This is a genomic window from Ensifer sp. ENS06 (assembly GCF_014852205.1).
GTDB lineage: Bacteria > Pseudomonadota > Alphaproteobacteria > Rhizobiales > Rhizobiaceae > Ensifer > Ensifer adhaerens.
In genome coordinates, this window is the sequence record NZ_JACVBC010000013.1 from 99,264 (window position 1) to 116,467 (window position 17,204).

The 17,204-nt window shown below is 62.0% G+C and carries 16 protein-coding genes; 8 read left to right on the plus strand and 8 right to left on the minus strand.

The window, feature by feature from the left end:
- Positions 1-10: 10 nt before the first annotated feature.
- The 4 genes from IB279_RS29940 to IB279_RS29955 all read right to left on the minus strand — a co-directional run bounded on the left by IB279_RS29940 (position 11) and on the right by IB279_RS29955 (position 5,097).
- The gene (locus IB279_RS29940; protein ID WP_112975568.1) at positions 11-901 is read right to left on the minus strand and encodes a hypothetical protein; all 891 of its coding nucleotides are present in this window, start codon (positions 899-901) and stop codon (positions 11-13) included.
- 218 nt (positions 902-1,119) lie between these two features.
- Complete coding sequence (locus IB279_RS29945) at positions 1,120-1,944, minus strand: phosphotransferase family protein (RefSeq protein WP_246802197.1); 825 nt, start codon at positions 1,942-1,944, stop codon at positions 1,120-1,122.
- Between the two features lie 480 nt (positions 1,945-2,424).
- On the minus strand, positions 2,425-3,672 hold the full coding sequence (locus IB279_RS29950) for an MFS transporter (protein WP_113188220.1): 1,248 nt from the start codon (positions 3,670-3,672) through the stop codon (positions 2,425-2,427).
- Positions 3,673-3,687: 15 nt separating this feature from the next.
- Positions 3,688-5,097, minus strand: coding sequence for an amidase (locus IB279_RS29955; protein WP_192340412.1), 1,410 nt, complete (start codon positions 5,095-5,097; stop codon positions 3,688-3,690).
- Between the two features lie 172 nt (positions 5,098-5,269).
- On the opposite strand from IB279_RS29955, the gene gcvA reads away from it, so the two are divergent.
- On the plus strand, positions 5,270-6,199 hold the full coding sequence (gcvA, locus tag IB279_RS29960; RefSeq protein WP_060580743.1) for a transcriptional regulator GcvA: 930 nt from the start codon (positions 5,270-5,272) through the stop codon (positions 6,197-6,199).
- A gap of 176 nt (positions 6,200-6,375) precedes the next feature.
- Here the strand turns inward: gcvA and IB279_RS29965 are convergent, their stop codons facing one another.
- From IB279_RS29965 to IB279_RS29975, 3 genes are all read right to left on the minus strand, one after another.
- The gene (locus IB279_RS29965; RefSeq protein WP_051659344.1) at positions 6,376-7,581 is read right to left on the minus strand and encodes an MFS transporter; all 1,206 of its coding nucleotides are present in this window, start codon (positions 7,579-7,581) and stop codon (positions 6,376-6,378) included.
- A 74-nt stretch (positions 7,582-7,655) separates the two neighbouring features.
- Positions 7,656-8,528 carry a pyridoxamine 5'-phosphate oxidase family protein gene (locus tag IB279_RS29970; protein ID WP_112985036.1) on the minus strand — a complete coding sequence of 291 codons (873 nt, stop codon included), beginning with the start codon at positions 8,526-8,528 and terminating at the stop codon, positions 7,656-7,658.
- Positions 8,528-9,139 (minus strand): TetR/AcrR family transcriptional regulator, encoded by a 612-nt coding sequence (locus IB279_RS29975; protein WP_192340414.1) that lies wholly within the window; start codon positions 9,137-9,139, stop codon positions 8,528-8,530. Before IB279_RS29975 ends, IB279_RS29970 begins: the two co-directional genes overlap by 1 nt.
- Positions 9,140-9,244: 105 nt before the next feature.
- Between IB279_RS29975 and IB279_RS29980 the strand changes: the two genes are divergently transcribed.
- The gene (locus tag IB279_RS29980; protein ID WP_192340416.1) at positions 9,245-9,709 is read left to right on the plus strand and encodes a sugar ABC transporter substrate-binding protein; all 465 of its coding nucleotides are present in this window, start codon (positions 9,245-9,247) and stop codon (positions 9,707-9,709) included.
- 119 nt (positions 9,710-9,828) lie between these two features.
- Here the strand turns inward: IB279_RS29980 and IB279_RS29985 are convergent, their stop codons facing one another.
- The gene (locus IB279_RS29985) at positions 9,829-10,725 is read right to left on the minus strand and encodes a LysR family transcriptional regulator (RefSeq protein ID WP_034796315.1); all 897 of its coding nucleotides are present in this window, start codon (positions 10,723-10,725) and stop codon (positions 9,829-9,831) included.
- A 161-nt stretch (positions 10,726-10,886) separates the two neighbouring features.
- Between IB279_RS29985 and IB279_RS29990 the strand changes: the two genes are divergently transcribed.
- From IB279_RS29990 to IB279_RS30015, 6 genes are all read left to right on the plus strand, one after another.
- On the plus strand, positions 10,887-11,876 hold the full coding sequence (locus tag IB279_RS29990) for an aldo/keto reductase (protein WP_060580747.1): 990 nt from the start codon (positions 10,887-10,889) through the stop codon (positions 11,874-11,876).
- A 163-nt stretch (positions 11,877-12,039) separates the two neighbouring features.
- Entirely contained in the window at positions 12,040-12,984 is a 945-nt protein-coding gene (locus IB279_RS29995; RefSeq protein ID WP_090298676.1) for a hypothetical protein, read from the plus strand.
- On the plus strand, positions 12,981-13,865 hold the full coding sequence (locus IB279_RS30000) for a ThiF family adenylyltransferase (RefSeq protein WP_192340418.1): 885 nt from the start codon (positions 12,981-12,983) through the stop codon (positions 13,863-13,865). Before IB279_RS29995 ends, IB279_RS30000 begins: the two co-directional genes overlap by 4 nt.
- Positions 13,865-15,064 carry a hypothetical protein gene (locus tag IB279_RS30005; protein WP_192340420.1) on the plus strand — a complete coding sequence of 400 codons (1,200 nt, stop codon included), beginning with the start codon at positions 13,865-13,867 and terminating at the stop codon, positions 15,062-15,064. The genes IB279_RS30000 and IB279_RS30005 overlap by 1 nt, the downstream gene beginning before the upstream one ends.
- Complete coding sequence (locus IB279_RS30010) at positions 15,057-16,163, plus strand: GNAT family N-acetyltransferase (RefSeq protein WP_192340422.1); 1,107 nt, start codon at positions 15,057-15,059, stop codon at positions 16,161-16,163. Before IB279_RS30005 ends, IB279_RS30010 begins: the two co-directional genes overlap by 8 nt.
- Entirely contained in the window at positions 16,160-17,182 is a 1,023-nt protein-coding gene (locus IB279_RS30015; protein ID WP_060580751.1) for a hypothetical protein, read from the plus strand. The genes IB279_RS30010 and IB279_RS30015 overlap by 4 nt, the downstream gene beginning before the upstream one ends.
- Positions 17,183-17,204 lie beyond the last annotated feature (22 nt).

Sequence of the window (17,204 nt, forward strand, 5' to 3'; positions counted from 1 at the left end):
TCAAAAGCGATCAATGTGCATTTGGTCGTCCCGCGTCGGCAATCGCCCGATGAGAACGGGATGCCGCGCGCCGGCGCTCTTGAGTTCGGGCCTGTTTCCTGGAAACCCGCAATTCCTCCAGATCTGGAAGCCACCAGCCGCTGCAATGATCGGGACCGGTGCGTGCCGGCCATACAGAGATCAATTCCGGTAGTGTTGCGGGCCGCCAGGAGGCCCAGACAAACTCCATCAGGCTATTGTTCATGAATGGATACGAGCAGGAGAAAGTTCGAGGGACAATCTCCTGTGAAATCCCGATGAATATTATGACGCCGTAGGTTTCAGTGGAGACGGCACGCCCGAGCCGCGGTGGAAAAACCGCAGGAACAGGATATCGCCGTCTTCTCCGTTCGACGCTGCGACTTCTCGCTTCCAGTTCCTCGGCGGACCCCCGCGACGCAAGTCGGCGTTGCTTTCGTGCATCCGGTTCATTGCGGCGGGCGGCCGCTTCGATCACAGGCCACCGTTTCCGCAATTCCTCGTAGGAGCGGAACGGAACATGCCACGTCCTGGAATTGTCATCCCAACGCGCCCACGGCACCTGTCGCAATTCCTCAACGATGGTGCGGGAGAAAGGTGTCCGCAGGCAAAGGTCATCGCCTGCCTCCAGATACGGACTGCCGATGGGATCGAAGTCGTAAGCGTCCCTGCCCTTTGATTCACCGAACGGATCTCGTTCCGACAATTGGCCGTCCATCCATCTGGTAAACCGGCGGTCGGCAGTCTTGCCCGGAATAAACCAATTGCGCCTATCATCGCTCCATATGGCCCGGGGAAAAGCCCGTCGAAACTCTCCCAGCATGGTTCGGTCGTAGGGAAACGAAATATACGCACCGGGGCGATTTGATGGCTCACCCGACATTGCTTCGCGAACCCCTCCTCGTTCCGACACATTCTCCCGTCTCACTCAACGAATAGGCTTGGCCCGCTGTTCCCCGATTGCGCAAAAAAACGAGAGCCGAACGGCTTTTTTCGATGCTGTAAACCGAGGCGCGAAGTCCACATCGCGCCCAATGGCGGACATCGAACCGCGTTCGGATGAGGTGGGCCGAAGCAAATCCCGGTGAGAGGATGAGCGGACTACGCCGCAAAGGCGTGCACGCCCGCGCGGACTGTCTCCGGGTGGCAGTTTTCGACGCCGTACAGAATGTCGAGAAGCGGAAAGGTCATTCGATAAAAACCCATACGATCCCTTGCCGCCGTGGCTGGTGAAAAGTGCGCGAGCACCAGGTCGACGAACGGGTCACCAAGCCCTGCCGCGAGGCTCGCAAAATCGTAAGCTGGGTCGCCGGGGCCGCAGCCGGAGAAATCGATGACGCCTGAAAGTCTGCCGCGGTCGACGAGAATGTTTCCGGTCCCAAAATCCCCGTGAATAAGGCACTGCGGAAGCGCGTCGCAGGTCGCTAAAAAGTCGGAAAAGCGCTTCCGCAGACCGGTGACGACATCAGGCGAAAGCAGAGGAAAGGCCACTGCTTCGCATTGCGCCAAAAGGCCATTCCACTCGGATAAAGACGCCTCGGCAGGCTCGGCCTCCACGCTGTCGATGGGGAGCGAATGCAGAGCCTTTTGAAAGGCGGCAAGATCCGCGGCCAAAACCCTCTGTGCGCCTATCCTCAGGCCGGTCAGGTCCGAAAGCGGTTCGCCCAAGATCTTGGCGTGCAGCGAGACGAATTGGCCGTCGATGCGGCGCACCTCAAGATCAGGTACCGGCACCGGGAGAAGCGGCCGCACCGCGCGAAGCGCCGCGGCTTCGCGCACCAGGTCGCGTTGAGCGCCGCAATGACGCGCCAATCGAAGGATCCTGCCGTCAAGCTCGTAGGCCACCGAGTTCTGCCCCGAGCCGATCAGGACAGCCGGAGGCTCGGATGGCAAGCCAAGTTCCGCAACGATCCTCTGAAGGGGCATCGCATCGGTACCGCCACGAGTGGCGTCGACTTCCCTCTCAACGGAGGCGGTCGCGATTGGCTCTAGGGATAGATCCTTCACTGCGTTCGTCCTTTGCAATCCCACCCGGCAGGCCCTGGCCGCACGTCTGAATTCTGTAGCCGCTATTCTTCGCGATGACGGCCGGAGACCGACACCGAGACGAAGTCCGTGGCCGACGGGCTGGCTGAAATACTACGCCCGCTAAAGGGGGGTGTTGGGCTCGTGCTCCTGGCACCTGCGCAACCGCCCCCTCACAAAGTATCGAGGCCCATTCTTCGGCCGGCTTCGATTGGGGCCATGCGTGACGGCAAGCGAAACGCTCAAGGGATGGAACGGCATTCGTTCCCTCACCCTCGACTATATCTCATTGGTTGTATCGTTAGCAATTTATCGCAAGCAATGCGAACGCATGGCAGCTATATCCAATTGCGAAACGGACGAAAAAACTGCACCGCCAGTTCAAAGCCCTTCCGCGGCCGTTCTTGATTTGAGACCGATGGTCACGATCGCCACAAGCGCGGCCACCGCGTTGGCGCCTCCGCTGATCGCAATGGCCGGGAAGTAACTGTGGCTGGCGTCGTAGATAAAGCCGGCGAGGCTCGGGCCGATCAGCGTGCCGATTGCGACGCTCGTGTAAAGAAGCCCGATGATCCCGCCCACATTGCGGCGGCCGAAATGATCGGCAACCACGGCCGGCAGCACCGCGACCCAGCCACCGTAGAACAATCCGAACAACAGAGCGAAGGCAACAAGGGCCAAAAGCCCGGTCGCAGAGGCCCAAACCGCAAGCGACACGGCGATGCCCGCGTACATTGCCGCCAGGAAAGTGTCGCGACCCAAACGATCGGCAAGCCCCCCAAGGCAGAAGCGCCCCGCAGTGCTCCCAACGCCGATCGCGCTCAGGAGGAGGACGGCGACCGTCGGAGCGATCTGGTGATCGACTGCAAACGGGACGAGATGAACAAAGGGAACGAACACGCCGACTGCACTCAACAGGCATGCGACATACATGCCGACAAATTGCCGAGTCCGTATCGCATCCTTGACCGAAACGCCCTCCTTTGCCGCCGAATTCACGACGCCCGGTTCGACGAAGACTCCGTCCGGCCGAAGACCACGTCGCCCCGGATCGTTTTCGAGCAGCAATGCGGCGCCTATGCCGAAGGCCGCGGCCGCTCCACCGAGCACCAGATAGGCCTCTCTCCAGCCCAAAGCGGCGATCAACCAAGTCGCCAGCGGCGGCATGACAAGCGTGCCCAAGCCGATACCGCTGACCGCAAGACCCGATGCCAGGCCACGTCGCGCGACGAACCAGCGCTGAACGGCCCCAAGGGCCGGCACATAGGCACATCCCACGCCCAGACCTATTCCGAGCCCATAGGCGGCATAGACCTCGGCGATGGTGCGCGCCTGGCCCGCCAAGGCAAGGCCGAAGCCGACAAGCACCATGCCGACAAGGCAAAGCGATCTTGCTCCGAACCGATCCGCAAGGGGACCGGAAATCACGCCCAGGGCGAAGTACAAAAACCCTGCCGAAGAAAAAACAAGCGAAACGGAGCCACGCGATGCCCCGAGATCCTGCTGCAATACCTCGATGAAGGCGCTGAAGGTATAGGCGCTACCAAAACCTACGAATGTCAGCGTAAACGTCGCGGCGACGACGACCCATCCGTAGAAGATGCCTTGGCGCTGGCGGTGAGCGTTCATGATCGTTCGTCTCCGTCACCCTTTTCCCGGGTGTCTCTGGTGCCAAGCCGTATGCCCCTGGAATGCCGCTCCGGCGCGCACAAGGGTCAGTTCCTGGAACTGACCAGCCAGCAATTGAAGGCCGATCGGCATCTCGTCCTTTGCGACACCTGCAGGGAAAGTCAGTGCCGGATGGCCGCTCATATCGAGGGGGCAGGTATAGCGCTGCAGCCTAGCGATCAGATCCGGCTGCTCACCAAGTGTCGCGATGGCAGCGAGTGTCAGGGGAGCGAACGGCTGAACCGGGGTCAAAATCAGGTCGACGGATGCAAACAAGGCTTCGACGTCACGGCGGAAAATCGCGCGTCGCAGAAGGATCTGCTGATACTCCGCCTCCGAGACGGCTTTGCCCTTTTCAATGACGCCGGCAAGGATAGGCCCGTACAAGTCTTTGTTCGCAGCAAAGTCTCGCGCGCGAACGGCTGCCGCCTCCACGGCGCAGTTCGGCACCCAATCGGCAACGGCCTGGCTCACGTCCGGGAACCTGATCTCGACTATGTGCGCGCCAAGATCGGAAAAAACGTCCGAGGCAGCGGCGAGTGCGGCCTGTGTCTGAGGCTCCACGTCCTCGCTGTTCCAACGTGGATCAAAGCCTATCCGCAGACCGCCGACCCCGCTTCGCGAAGCGGAAGCGAAATCCGGCACCGGTTGCGCTGCCGCCGTCGGGTCCTTCGGATCACTTCCCGCGATGGCGGCAAGAATGATCCCCGCATCCATGGCGTTTCGCGCAATCGTACCGATGTGGTCAAGGGAGGGAGCGAGATCGAAAACGCCGTGCCGGCTGACGCGCCCCCATGTCGGTTTGAGGCCCGTGACACCATTTGCGGCCGCCGGCCAGCGGATCGAGCCGCCGGTGTCGGACGCGATCGCACCGAAACAAAGGCCCGCTGCCGCCGCGACAGCTGAACCGCTCGAGGAAATCCCGGTCCAGTAGTCCGCGTTCCATGGATTGACAGACGGGGTTATTGCCGGATGGTAGTCCGAATACGCTCCCTCGGTCATTTGCGTCTTGCCGATAATGATCGCGCCTGCTTGCCTGAGGCGTCTGACGACAGTGGCGTCTTCGTCCGGAACAAAATTGCCATGGACGAGTGTGCCAGCCCTGGTTGGCACGCCTTCGATCCAGCACAGGTCTTTGACGGCGATCGGAACGCCGTGCAGCGGGCCGCGATGGCGTCCAGCGGCGATTTCCTCATCCGCCACCTTCGCCTGTTCCAGCGCGCTTGTGTCCATCACCTGCGCATAGGCGTGGAGGTCCGGTTCCAGTCGCGCGATGCGCCGAAGCTGCGCCTCGGTGATCGCCAGCGAGGAAATGCTCCCTCTTTTGATTCTGTCTCCGATCTCCGTGAGGCTGAGCAAAGTGAAATCATCCGAAACTATCGTCATTCAATTTTTCCCGACTGCGGTGAGCGAAATACATTAGAAAATCTATCTACCTTCAATCGCGCCTCCTGTTCCTCGTGAGGAGCGAGACAAGCACAGTTTAATGTGATAAAGCACATCATACTCGGCCGACAAACCAGATTTAATCATCCCTATAACTTAGAAAATCTAAATCATGAGCCGCCACCTTCCCCCGCTCAATGCCCTGAAGGCTTTCGAGGCCGCCGCCCGCCATCTCTCGGTCAAGATGGCGGCCGACGAGCTTTGCGTCACTCCGGGCGCGGTCAGCCAGATGTTGAAATCGCTCGAGACGCATCTTGGCGTGAAGCTGTTTGAACGAGTGACACGCGGCATCTATTTGACCGATGCGGGCCGGGACTACCTGCCAGCGGTCCGCAATGCCTTTCGCCAGATTGCCGAAGCCTCGCGACGCGTCATGGCCTCCAACGACAGCGGCATGCTGACAGTCAGCGTCACGCCATTCTTCGCATCGGCATGGCTCTTGCCGCGCATGCATTCCTTCCAGGAGATCAGCCCCGAAATCGATCTCCAAATCGTCGCAAGCAGCACCCTTGCCGATTTCTCCCGCGGCAGCGTCGATGTCGCGGTGCGTCATGGTGCCGGCCGTTATCCGGGCTTGCGCAGCGACCGCGTCGTAACCGTCGAGATGGTCGCCGTGGCAGCTCCTGATCTCGTCGATCGCCTCGGCGTCCCTCGATGCGCGGACGATCTCATCCGCTGGCCGCATGTCCATGATGCCGACCGCAAGGGATGGAGCCTTTGGTTCCAGGCAAATGGCGTGGAAGAGTTCCGTTCTCCCCGCGGTCCGTCGTTTGACGATAGCAGCCTTATTTTGAAGGCGATCCTGTCTGGCCATGGCGCAGGGTTGCTGCCCGCTGCAATGATTGCAGCGGAACTCGCCAGCGGTGAGTTGGTGAAGCTCCTGGACGCGGCTTTGATAGACGAGTTTGCCTATTACCTGGTGTGTCCCGAGCACGCCCAGGACAATCCAAAGATTGCGACCTTCCGGGATTGGATACTCAATGTGGAGAAGACGCCGTTGGCCAAAACGTCCACGGCTCAGAACAGCCTCCGTCCTGGCTGATGCGCTCCCGACCGTGGCACGGTCAGCGTCCGGATCGATGGCGATGCCTCGGCACCGGACGTCACCATGGCAGTTCTCTTGATTGCCTGGCTCTATCCTGCACGGCGGCACGGCGGATAGTCTGGGAGGGCAAGCCGGGCACGAGGTGCCCGAACACCCGGCGGGTTGCCTCCCTGTCAGCTCCGATCGGCACTCGATCTCATCGACGCCGATAACAGCAATGCCGCCGCTGCCAGCGCTGCCGCCACCAAGCCGAGATTGCCAGCACCTGCCCACTCTATTCCAAGCCCACCGATCGAACCGGATAGCGCAATGGCAAGGTAGAGAATGGCCTGATTGAGGGAGACCAGCACGCCGGCGGCCTCCGGTTTCAGCGAGATCAGCCGGTGTTGCTGCGGCGTCGTGATCGCAAAGGCGGCGATCCCGTAGAATGCGATGATCGCGAAGGCCGATGCCAGTGTCTCGGTGGTCAGCGGCAGGATCAGCATGCTGACGATGAGCCAAAGCAAGGCGATTGCCACAACCTTCTGACCGCCAACCCTATCGGCAAGCATGCCGGCACCCAGGTTGCCGATCGTGCCGATCACGCCGAGCGTCGCCATCAGGCCGGCCAGATAGACGCCGTTTCCTTGCGTGGCGGTCGCAAAGATGATGCCCATATACGTGTAGGGCAGATAGACCGCGGTGAAGGCGAGGAGCGTTACTCCGAGGACCGCCAGGATTTGCGGGTTACGCAGCAGCCGCAACTGCTGCAGCAAGCCCGTCGTCGTTGCGATCCTGATCGACTTCGGAATGAAGACGGCGACGCCGACGACGCCGAGGGCTGCCAGCCCGGTTGCAAGCCACATGGTCGATCGCCAGCCGAACACGCCGCCGAAAGCCGTGCCCAGCGGCGCGCCAAGCGCAGTGGCCGCTGTAAAGCCGCTGACGACCAGAGCGATCGCCCTGCCCCGATGTGCCCGCAGGACCATGGCGGCGGCGGTGACAGTGGCGGTCGGCACGAACAGCCCGACGCCAAGAGCCGCCACGACCTGACCGATCAGAACCTGCGCATAGCTTGGCGCAAGCGCGGTCCAGACACTGCCGAAGAGATAGACAAGGGCTGCGACGAGGAGAACGGTTCGGCGTTCCCAGCCGCCAGTCACGCCCACGAGAACCGGACCCGCGATCGCGCACGTCAAAGCGAAAATCGTAATGACCTGCCCTGCAACGGATGGCGCGATGTCGAGCGAACTGCTGAGAAGCGGCAACAGGCCCGCCAGAACGAACTCACCTGTCCCGACAACGAAGACGCCGAAGGCGAGCATCGACACCGAAAGCCATGGATTGGTCGCCTGCGGCTGATCGGCCTCATGCGGGGTTTCGAGCGTGGCATTGACCATGACAAGACCTTTCCGGCACGGCCATGTTACGACCGGCGCCAAGATGCGAATGACAAAACTGGAATAGGATCGAACTACGGGCGCGCCAGCGCAGTGCGGCTCATCAGGAGGTCAGGCTTGAAGCGAACCAGCCCGTTCATCGGCATGCCCTCGTGCGAGCGCCTCAGGCGGCCGTCGAAGCCGTCGAGCACGGCGTGTCCAGTCATGACCACCATCTCGCCCGTGCCAAAATCAGGAAACAGCAGACAGCAGGCAGGATCGACGAGCAGGTTGCCGAGGGTGTTGAAATAGTAGTTGCCGCGATATTCCGGCCAGATCAGGCATTCGCCGTCCCACCGAACGAAACCAGGCGGACCGCCGCGATGGGAAACATCCATATCGCCGCCGGCATCGGAGGCGGCGCGGGTCGCAACGAAAAACGTATCGGCACCAGCAACGACACGTCGAGCCAAACTTGTATCGGCCGAGATCAGAAGCGGCTCTCCACTTGCGCCGACCGCCTGTTCAACGTCCCTCGGACGAATGTATTGCGGACAGTTTCCAAAGGCCTGCTGCACGTCGACGACAAAATCGCTTTGACCCACCCGACCTACGCTACCATTGACGCGGATGCGCCGCCGGGTCGAAAGATCGATCGCAAGGATCGCGATCGGAGTTCCCTCGACAATGCCACGAGCCACTGGATCTGCGGCGTCAGGGCGTGCTGCGACACGCACACGCATGGCATCTGGTGCGCTCAGAAAGCCGGGCCGACCGAAGACCATGGTGACCCAGATCCGCCCCTCCCGGTCAGGCACGGCAAGAACGACATAGTGCAGTTCCGCAAGGAAATCCGCAAAGCCGGGTGGCAGGCTCGCCTGTATCGCGCGCGACCCGGCCAGTTGCTCACGGACGGCAAAGAGGCTCTGGAGTTGCTGCTCTCCGGCGTGAAAGGGGTCGTTGTCCATCACACACCCCGTGCCGCGGCAAGGCGCTCCCTGGACGCACGGCGTGCCAGCTCGAACTGCTCAGGCTCCCCCATGAGCGCTGCCACATTGGCCGATGCCTGGTAGGACGTCAGTTCGAAGGCCAGCACGCCAACATCAATGCCGCCTTGAAGCTCGCCTGCGTTGATCGCCGCGTTTGCCAGATCGACGATTCGCTGTCTCGCCTCGGCCCGGTGATGCTCGACACGGTCGCGGATCTCTCCCGGCCGGGTGCGATACTCGCTGCTGAGCGCATGCACCAGGCAGCCGCCGGGCAGCGTTCGCTGCTCAACGAATGTGTACCATCCCTCAATCAGAGCGATCAGGCGCTCGACCGCTGTCGGGAGTGCCATCGCGGGGCCAACCACCGTTTGGGCATAAAGTGCCACGCCGTTCTCGATCGTCGCCAACTGCAAGGCTTCCCGGTCGCCAAAGAGAACCTGAACGTTGCCTCTCGCCACACCGGCATCAGCCGCGACCCGTCCGAACGTCAATCCCTCCAGCCCCTCCACCGACGCGATCTGCGTCGCGTGATGAAGAATGTTCGCCCGGGCGCGATCGCCGCGCTCCCTCCGCTTGTCGTTCGCCTTCATGCCGTCTCCTGGTCGCCGATCCGCAATACTGACCACAAATATACATACGTATGTATATTGTCAATTGGAATGACGGCACGAACGCAATCCCGGTCCGGACGAAATGTGGGCCAAGCTTCGGGTCAGCGGGTTCAAGAGCACCATCGAAGCCGATTTCCCGAGATCAAGATCGTCGCCGAAAAGGCCGGCGGCACCAAGGATGCGGGCATCGCGGCGACCGACTGGACCAAGAGCCACCCGGACATTCACGGCATCTTCACCGCGGCCGACACCATGGCGGTAGAGTCGATCAAGTCGCTGACACAGGCTGGGGCGACCGACAAGATCAAGGTCTCGACCTCGAACCTCAACGACGACGCGCGCGCCGCCCTTGAAAGGGGCACGCTCACCTGCGCGTCGCTTCAGCCGGCAGTGTCGATGGGACGCGATGCGATGCGCGGGGCGGCCGCCGCGATCGAAGGCGGCAAGGTGCTGAGCCGCATTGAAGCCCCCGCTTTGCTGGTGACGCGCGAAAAGGTCGCCTCCTACGATTTCAGCAAGATCATCGCCCCTGCCGACTACCAGCCCTGATATCGCTACGGACCAACGGGGAGCCGAGCCCTGCCCGGCTCCCTCGCCCCTTGGCGGTCGCTAAAACGAGCGCAGTCCCACATCATCGATAGTGCTCGTCCACGGCCCGGCGCGGCACGCTAGGCACCGCGAAAGCGCAATGCCTCGACCAGCAATGCAAACGCGGGCGACGCCAGCCGCCGGCTTGGATAGTAGAGATGGAATCCGGGAAAAGGCGGGCACCAATCTTCTAGCACGGGCACCAGCCGCCCCGATTTGACGAGCGGTCCCAAGTGATCGTCGGGAAGACAGGCAAGGCCCAGGCCGCCTAAAGCCGCGTCGATGATCATCGGCACATCATTAGAGACGAATTGCCCTTCGACGCGGACATTGAGCGGGCGACCGTCGCGTTCGAACTCCCACGCGTATAGTCCGCCAAGCGTGGGCAGGCGCAGATTGATGCAATTGTGCCCCGTCAGATCATGAGGTGTCTGAGGCCTGGGGTAGCGTGCAAAATAGTCCGGCGACCCCGCCACCACCATTCTGAGATCCGGACCTATGCGGACGGCGATCATGTCCTTTTCGATGCTTTCGCCCAGCCGCACACCCGCATCATAGCGCTCAGTGACCAAATCGACGAAGCGCTGGTCGATCGAGATCTCGACGCTGATCTCTCGATACTCGGCCATCAGCCTTTTCACGGCGGGCATGAGGATCGTCTCGGCCGCGTGGCGGCTCGAGGTTATGCGGATGGTGCCGCCCGGCTGCTGGCGCATCGCGCTCAGCGCGTCGAGCCGGCTGCGAATGTCGTTGAAGGCCGGGCGCAGCGTCTCCATCAGTTGTTCCCCTGCGTCCGTCGGCACGACATTGCGCGTCGTCCGGGTCAAGAGGCGCACGCCCATGCGCTCCTCAAGCCGTCGCACCGTATGGCTGAGCGACGACTGGGACGTGCCGAGGCGGGCGGCCGCTCGGGTGAAGCTACGTTCCTCGCCAACCGTCAGGAACGCGACAAGATCACCCAGTTCATCTCGCTTCATTCATGAATCCACAATATAGGTTCATTCTTGATTTAGCATCTAATCGAATTTCTCCGCGAGATCTAGATTGGGGCCAGGACGCGTTGAACCGGCGTGCCCTCTTGAAGAGAGCGCCGGCTGGTCTCGTGCGCGCTCGCCGCTATCACGAACGGAGCAAAGACATGAAGAAGCGAATTCTCGGAAGAGCGGGTCTAGAAGTCTCAGCCCTCGGCTTTGGCTGCATGGGCCTGGATTTCGGCTATGCCAGCAAGGTCAGCAGGCAGGAGGGCGTTACGCTGATCCGCCAGGCGGTCGATCGCGGCGTGACCTTCTTCGATACCGCGGAGGTCTACGGCCCCTTCACCAACGAGGAGATGGTCGGCGAGGCCCTGAAGCCCGTACGCGACCGCGTGGTCATCGCCACCAAGTTCGGCTTCAACATCGTTGACGGCAAGCAGTCGGGCTTGAGCAGTCGGCCGGAGCACATCCGCTCGGTCTGCGACGCATCGCTGAAACGCCTCGGCGTCGATGTCATCGACCTCTTCTATCAGCATCGCGTCGATCCAAACGTGCCGATCGAGGACGTCGCAGGCGCTGTGAAGGATCTCATCGCTGCCGGCAAGGTTCGGCACTTCGGCCTGTCCGAGCCCGGGGCTCAAACCGTGCGGCGGGCGCATGCAGTCCAGCCGGTCACCACGCTCCAGAACGAGTATTCGCTCTGGACCCGCGGCCCGGAGACGAACGGCATCCTTGAAGCCTGCGAAGAGCTCGGCATTGGCCTTGTGCCCTATAGCCCGCTCGGAAAGGGCTTTCTTACCGGTGCGATGAGCAAGGATACCAGGCTCGGCGAGGGCGACTTCCGCAAGATCCTGCCGCGCTTCACGCCCGAGGCAATGGAAAAGAACCAGGCGCTCGTCGATCTCCTGAAGAGGATCGCGGACGACAGGGGCGCCACGCCTGCGCAAATCGCGCTCGCCTGGTTGCTGGCACAAAAGCCATGGATCGTCCCGATCCCCGGCACGACCAAGCTTCATCGCCTGGAAGAGAACCTCGCCTCGGTCAATGTCGCGCTGACGGATGCCGATCTCGCCGAAATCGAAACAGCCGCCGCGGCAATCCCGATCGAGGGAGAGCGCTACCCAGAACAGTTGCTGAAGACGACCGGCCTCTAAGGCCGCGTCAGACATCCATGCACAACCAGTGGGGCGGGAGCATGATTGCGCTCGCCCCGGCATCTCTTCCAGGAATTAAACCAAATGTTTGTCCTCTTCCGCAAGGATGCGACCGAAGCTTGCAGAAGCTCCACCCCAGAATTGAAGCTGCGGACACGGGACATTGTACAATCTGATATCGGTCGTTCTGAAGAAGCGCCTCGATCTTTCATTCAAGACATCGCCAGACTTCCGCGCAAGGATCGTGGAAGCTCCCGGGCTATGGATGAACGAGCGCGAGGTCGCCAGGCTAAGGCAGGACCTGCGAAAAGTCGCGCAACGGTCGGTTCCCGATGGGGAGCTCGGCTACGGCATCTTCTCCGAGCGTGAAGATGCGCTCACCCGAACGATCGTCACGGTCGTCTACCGGGTTTCCGACGGTGAGCCGGTTGCCTTCAACGCGCTGCCTGTCCTCCAGGTCTCTCTTTCCGGCAAACCGGTCGAAGTCCTCCATCTGGGGCTCGTGATGATCGACCCGGCGGTTCGCAGCCAGGGGCTTTCCTGGATCCTCTACGGCCTCACCTGTTTCCTTCTCTTTTTGCGCAACCAGCTTCGCCCGCTCTGGATTTCGAATGTCACCCAGGTGCCGGCCGTTGCCGGCATGGTGGCCGAGACCTTCAGCGGCGTCTTTCCCGCACCCACCCGTGGCGCACGCAGATCCCTGCGCCAGCAACTGATCGCCACGGCCATCATGGAATCACATCGCCATGTCTTCGGGGTCGGCCCTGACGCCGGCTTCGATGCCGATCGTTTCGTCATCACCAATTCCTATACCGGCGGTTCCGACAACCTGAAGAAGACGTTCGAGGCGGCCCCGAAGCACCGCAAGGCGGAGTATAACGACTTCTGCGCCGCCGAACTCGACTACGATCGCGGTGACGACCTCCTGCAAATCGGACAGTTGGATCTCAATGCGGCTCAGCGCTACCTCATGGAAAGCGTGCCGCGCAACGCGCTTGGTCGCCTTGCCGTTGCAAGTATTGTCATCCTCGTACAAAGGCTCGTGCTGCCCGCGTTGCATTGGGCTGACAGCCGCCGGCAGTGGGGCGTGTTGAGGCCCAGCCGATGAGCAGCCAATTTTCCTACGAGACCTTCACCACACGCAACATCGGCTTCGTCACCGAAGCGGAACAACGGCGCCTGAGCCAGGCGACCGTTTTCGTCTGTGGAACCGGCGGCATGGGTGGCGCCTGTGTCCAGTCGCTCGCGCGCGCCGGGATTGGTCGCCTGGTTCTTGCCGATATCGATAATTTCGAGCTTTCGAACCTCAACCGGCAGGTCTTCTGCTTCGCCGACACGATCGGCATGCCGAAGGCGCAGGCAACCCGCGAGCTTTGCCTCAAGATCAATCCCGGCCTGGACGTGACCGTCTACGGGCCCGAATGGACCGACCATGCCGATGCGATCATTGCCGCAGCGGATGTCGTCATCAACGGAACCGACGATCTCGGCGCCAGCCTGCTGCTCTATCGCACGTCGCGAGATCACGGCCAGACGGTGATCGACGCCTACGCCTCGCCGCTGCCCTCCGTCTATGTGACACGCCCGCAGGATCCGATGCCCGAGGAGCGGCTCGGCTATCCGACTGTCGGCACCGCCTGGAACGCGTTGACGCCGGACCAGCGGGCCGAGGCGTTCCTGCGCGAGGCGGAATATGTGATGGTGCATTCGTCGTCCCGTCACCATGTCAACCTGTCGCTCGCCGGTGAAGTGATCGCCGGCACCCGCAGCCGCATGTCTTTCGCGCCGATGGTGATCTCCACGGGCACATTGATGGCCTATGAGGCGATCCATGCAATCCTCGGCCGCCCACAGTCCGCCGATTGCCGCGGCTGGTTCTTCAACCCGCATGCCGGACGCGTCGAGCGACCCCGCAATGCGCTCGTTGCGGCACTGCTGCGACCGCTGGTAAGGCGCTACCTGACCCGACTTGCAGCTCCGGCGACGTGATGAACACCTCGCTTATTGCCGATAGTTTTGTTTCGCTGGCGGCACTGGGTGGTCTGCTCGTGCTCATCGGCGTGATCCGCAGTTTCGACGCCAAGAGCCCGTTGAACCGTCGGTTCCTCTTCGGTCTGCAGGTGCTGGCGGCCTTGATGGCGAGCCGGGTGCTCGCCTGGTGGACGGACCTTTTCATCTTCAAGGCCGCGACGATCATAACTGCGGGGCTCGTCCCGCTCTCGACCGTTCTGCTTGCCGAGGGCCTGTTGCGGCGGCACGCGCCGAAAACAACGAAGTGGATCGCGGCCGGTGGCGCGGCCACCTTCTTCGTCCTCGCATTCCTGCCGGTATCGCTCGCCGAACCCTGGCGGGTCGCACTGCTGTTCCTCTACCAACTGGTCACCTTCGCCCTTGCCGGTCACATGACAGTGACGCGCGATCGGACGAGCCTGTCGAAGGCGGAAAACCAGGCCGTCGACCGCATTGCTCTCTCGCTGCTTTTGATCCTTCCGCTGCTCGTGACGGACTTTCGCTCCGTCTACATCGACCAGCCAGTGCGGCTCGGCGGGGTCGCCATCCTGTTCCTGTGCTGGCTGCTGATCAGCCTTGGCCAGCGCGCCGTCGGGCACCGTGACACGGTGGTCTCCTTCGTCATCCTGCTTTCCGTTGCGCTCCTTGCAGCCCTCGTCATCGGCGTCGAAAACAGCCTCGAACCAGCCGCGCTGGTGCGAGCGGCAAGCGTCATCCTCAGTGCCGCCCTGCTCGGCGTGATCTGGAAGGACAGCATCAGCCTGCGCATGGAGCAACGGCGGCAAAGCCTGATCCGGCATCTGGCGGAGGACAGCATCGACGACACGCTGGGCTTTCTCGAGGAGCTACAGAACCATCCATTGGTCGACGGCGCACTTCTGCTTGGCGAGGACGAACTCTCCGACCTCGACTTGCCCACGGTCAAGGCGCTGTTTGCGACCCGCCCACTGCTGCGCATTGCCGAGACGGGAGGCCTTCCTCAAGAGGATGCGGAGCAGATGTCCTGGCTGCTTGAAAAATACGAGGCAACCCACGTCATGCTTGTGTCCAACCGGCCGTTCCGACTGATTGCGCTCAACATGCCTTCCGTCTCCGCCACGCCGGGTGCAGAAACCGAATTGAAGGTCGTCCAGCGCATGGCCATGCTGATCTCCGAAAGAGACCCGCTTCATGATTGATATCCGTACCGGCGATATCGACGCCTTCTTCTCAGCGCCCTTTCAGATCTACGGTGCGCGGAAACCCTATGTCTCGCCGATGCTGAGCGACCTCAAGCGCTTCCTTTCCGCCGAGACGAATCCACTCTTCGACACGGCTGCGGACTATGCCTGCTTCACGGCCCATGAGGGTGGTGCCGTGCGCGGGCGCATAACGGCGCATGTGCATCGCGCATCGAACGCGCAGTTCGCACTTGATCGCGGCTATTTCGGTTACTTCGACTGTGCCGACGATGAACGGGTCGCAGCCGCCCTCCTGGAGCGAGCAGAGGATTGGGCGCGCGCGAAGGGCTTTCGGGAGATCCTTGGAAACTTCAACCTGACGGCCATGCAGCAGGTGGGCGTCATGACCGGTGGTTTCGAGAACGCGCCCTATACCGACCAGATCTGGGGACCGCCCTATCTGCCTCGCTTGTTGGAAAACCGGGGCTATGCGCCCTGTTTCCCGATGACCACTTTCGAAATCGACATTCGCACCGTGGAGATCGACGGATTGCTTGCCAGCGCGCAGATGCGCGCTCTTTTCGACGACGGTTTCCGCTTTTCGCCAATCCGGCGATCGACGCTCGAACAAAGGCTGGAAGACTCCCGATTGATCCTCAACGAGAGCTTCGCAGACAATCCGATGTTCGTGCCCGTCAGCCGTGCGGAGTTCGAGTTTCAGGCCAAGGAGATGAAGTGGATCATGGATCCACGCATTTCGGCGGTCGCGGAAAAGGACGGTACGCCTGCCGGCGCGGTGATCGCCATTCCTGATGTCAATCCGATGCTGAAGGCGATGGGCTCAAGGCTGGGGCTGACTGCGCCCTGGCACCTGCTCAAGCATCGCCTGAAGCGCCGCCGCGCCGTGATCATATTCCAGGGTGTGAAGCCGGAACACCAGGGACGCGGGCTCAACCCGCTGCTGCTTGCCCATGTGCTGGGCGAGATGCGCCGTGCCGGCTATGACACCGCCGGTGGCACCTGGATTGCAGACGTCAACGCGGCGAGCCTGAGACAGGCGGAGAAGGCGGGCGCAAGGCCGCTTCATCGCCTGCATCTCTTCGGAAAGACGCTATGAAGCGCGTTGATGCCGCCATGCTCGCCGTTCTCGCGGCGGAGGCCAACCTCGCCCCTTCCGTCCACAACACCCAGCCCGCGCGCTGGGCGCTCGACGAGGAGGGACGCGTCCTGCTTGCCGCCGACCTCTCCCGGCATCTGAGCGTCGGCGATCCGACCAGCCGCGATATGGGGCTTTCCTGTGGGGCGGCACTTGAGGGCATGGCGATGGCGCTCGCAGCCCGCGGGATCGGTGTGACGATCGATGATCTCTGGACGCACAATCTACTCGATTGGAGACCCGGCTATCGGTTGGCCGCACGGCTACAGCTTACCGGCGAGGACGCGGTGCCGCCGGCGCTTTCTGAGTGGACCGCCAGGCGCTTCACATGGCGGGCGCGTTTCTCGCCAACCTCCCCTGAGCAGATTAAGAGGCTCGAACACTGGGCCGTTCAGGCGGTCGATGTGAGGCTTGCGTACGGTCGCGAGGACCTTGCCTTCGTTGCGTCGCTCAACGACCGGTCAAGCCTCACAATCATGCGAGAACGCGCATTCCGCGATGAACTCGTAAGATGGATGCGACTGTCACCCCGGCATCCGGCCTATTCCACTGACGGCCTCAACCTCGCAGCCTTGCAGATGGGACGACTGGAAGGTGCACTGGCGGGACATCTTCTGGCCTCACCGCTTTTCGACATTGCCGACCGCCTGGGGCTTGGCCAAGCTCTCGTCGCGGAGTTGGAAAAGACGATGACGGCAGCCGCCTGTCTCCTGTTTCACCGGCCGGAGAATGAGAGCCCGATCGTCTCCGGACAAGCCTTCTACCGTTTCTGGCTGAGCTTCACCCGCTTTGGTTTTGCCGGCTGGCCGATGGCGGTGCTTGCGGACCTGCCATCCGCTGCGCAGGCGTTGCGAGAGCGCTTCGCGCTGCCACCCGGACACCGGCTGATCAACGTGCTGCGCGTTGGGCCGGCACCGTCGACGGTTCCGAAGTATCGCCTTCCGGCAGGCGATCTCGTGCTGGACGGGAAGCCGGCCTGAAGGGCCGGCTTCCTTTTCGACA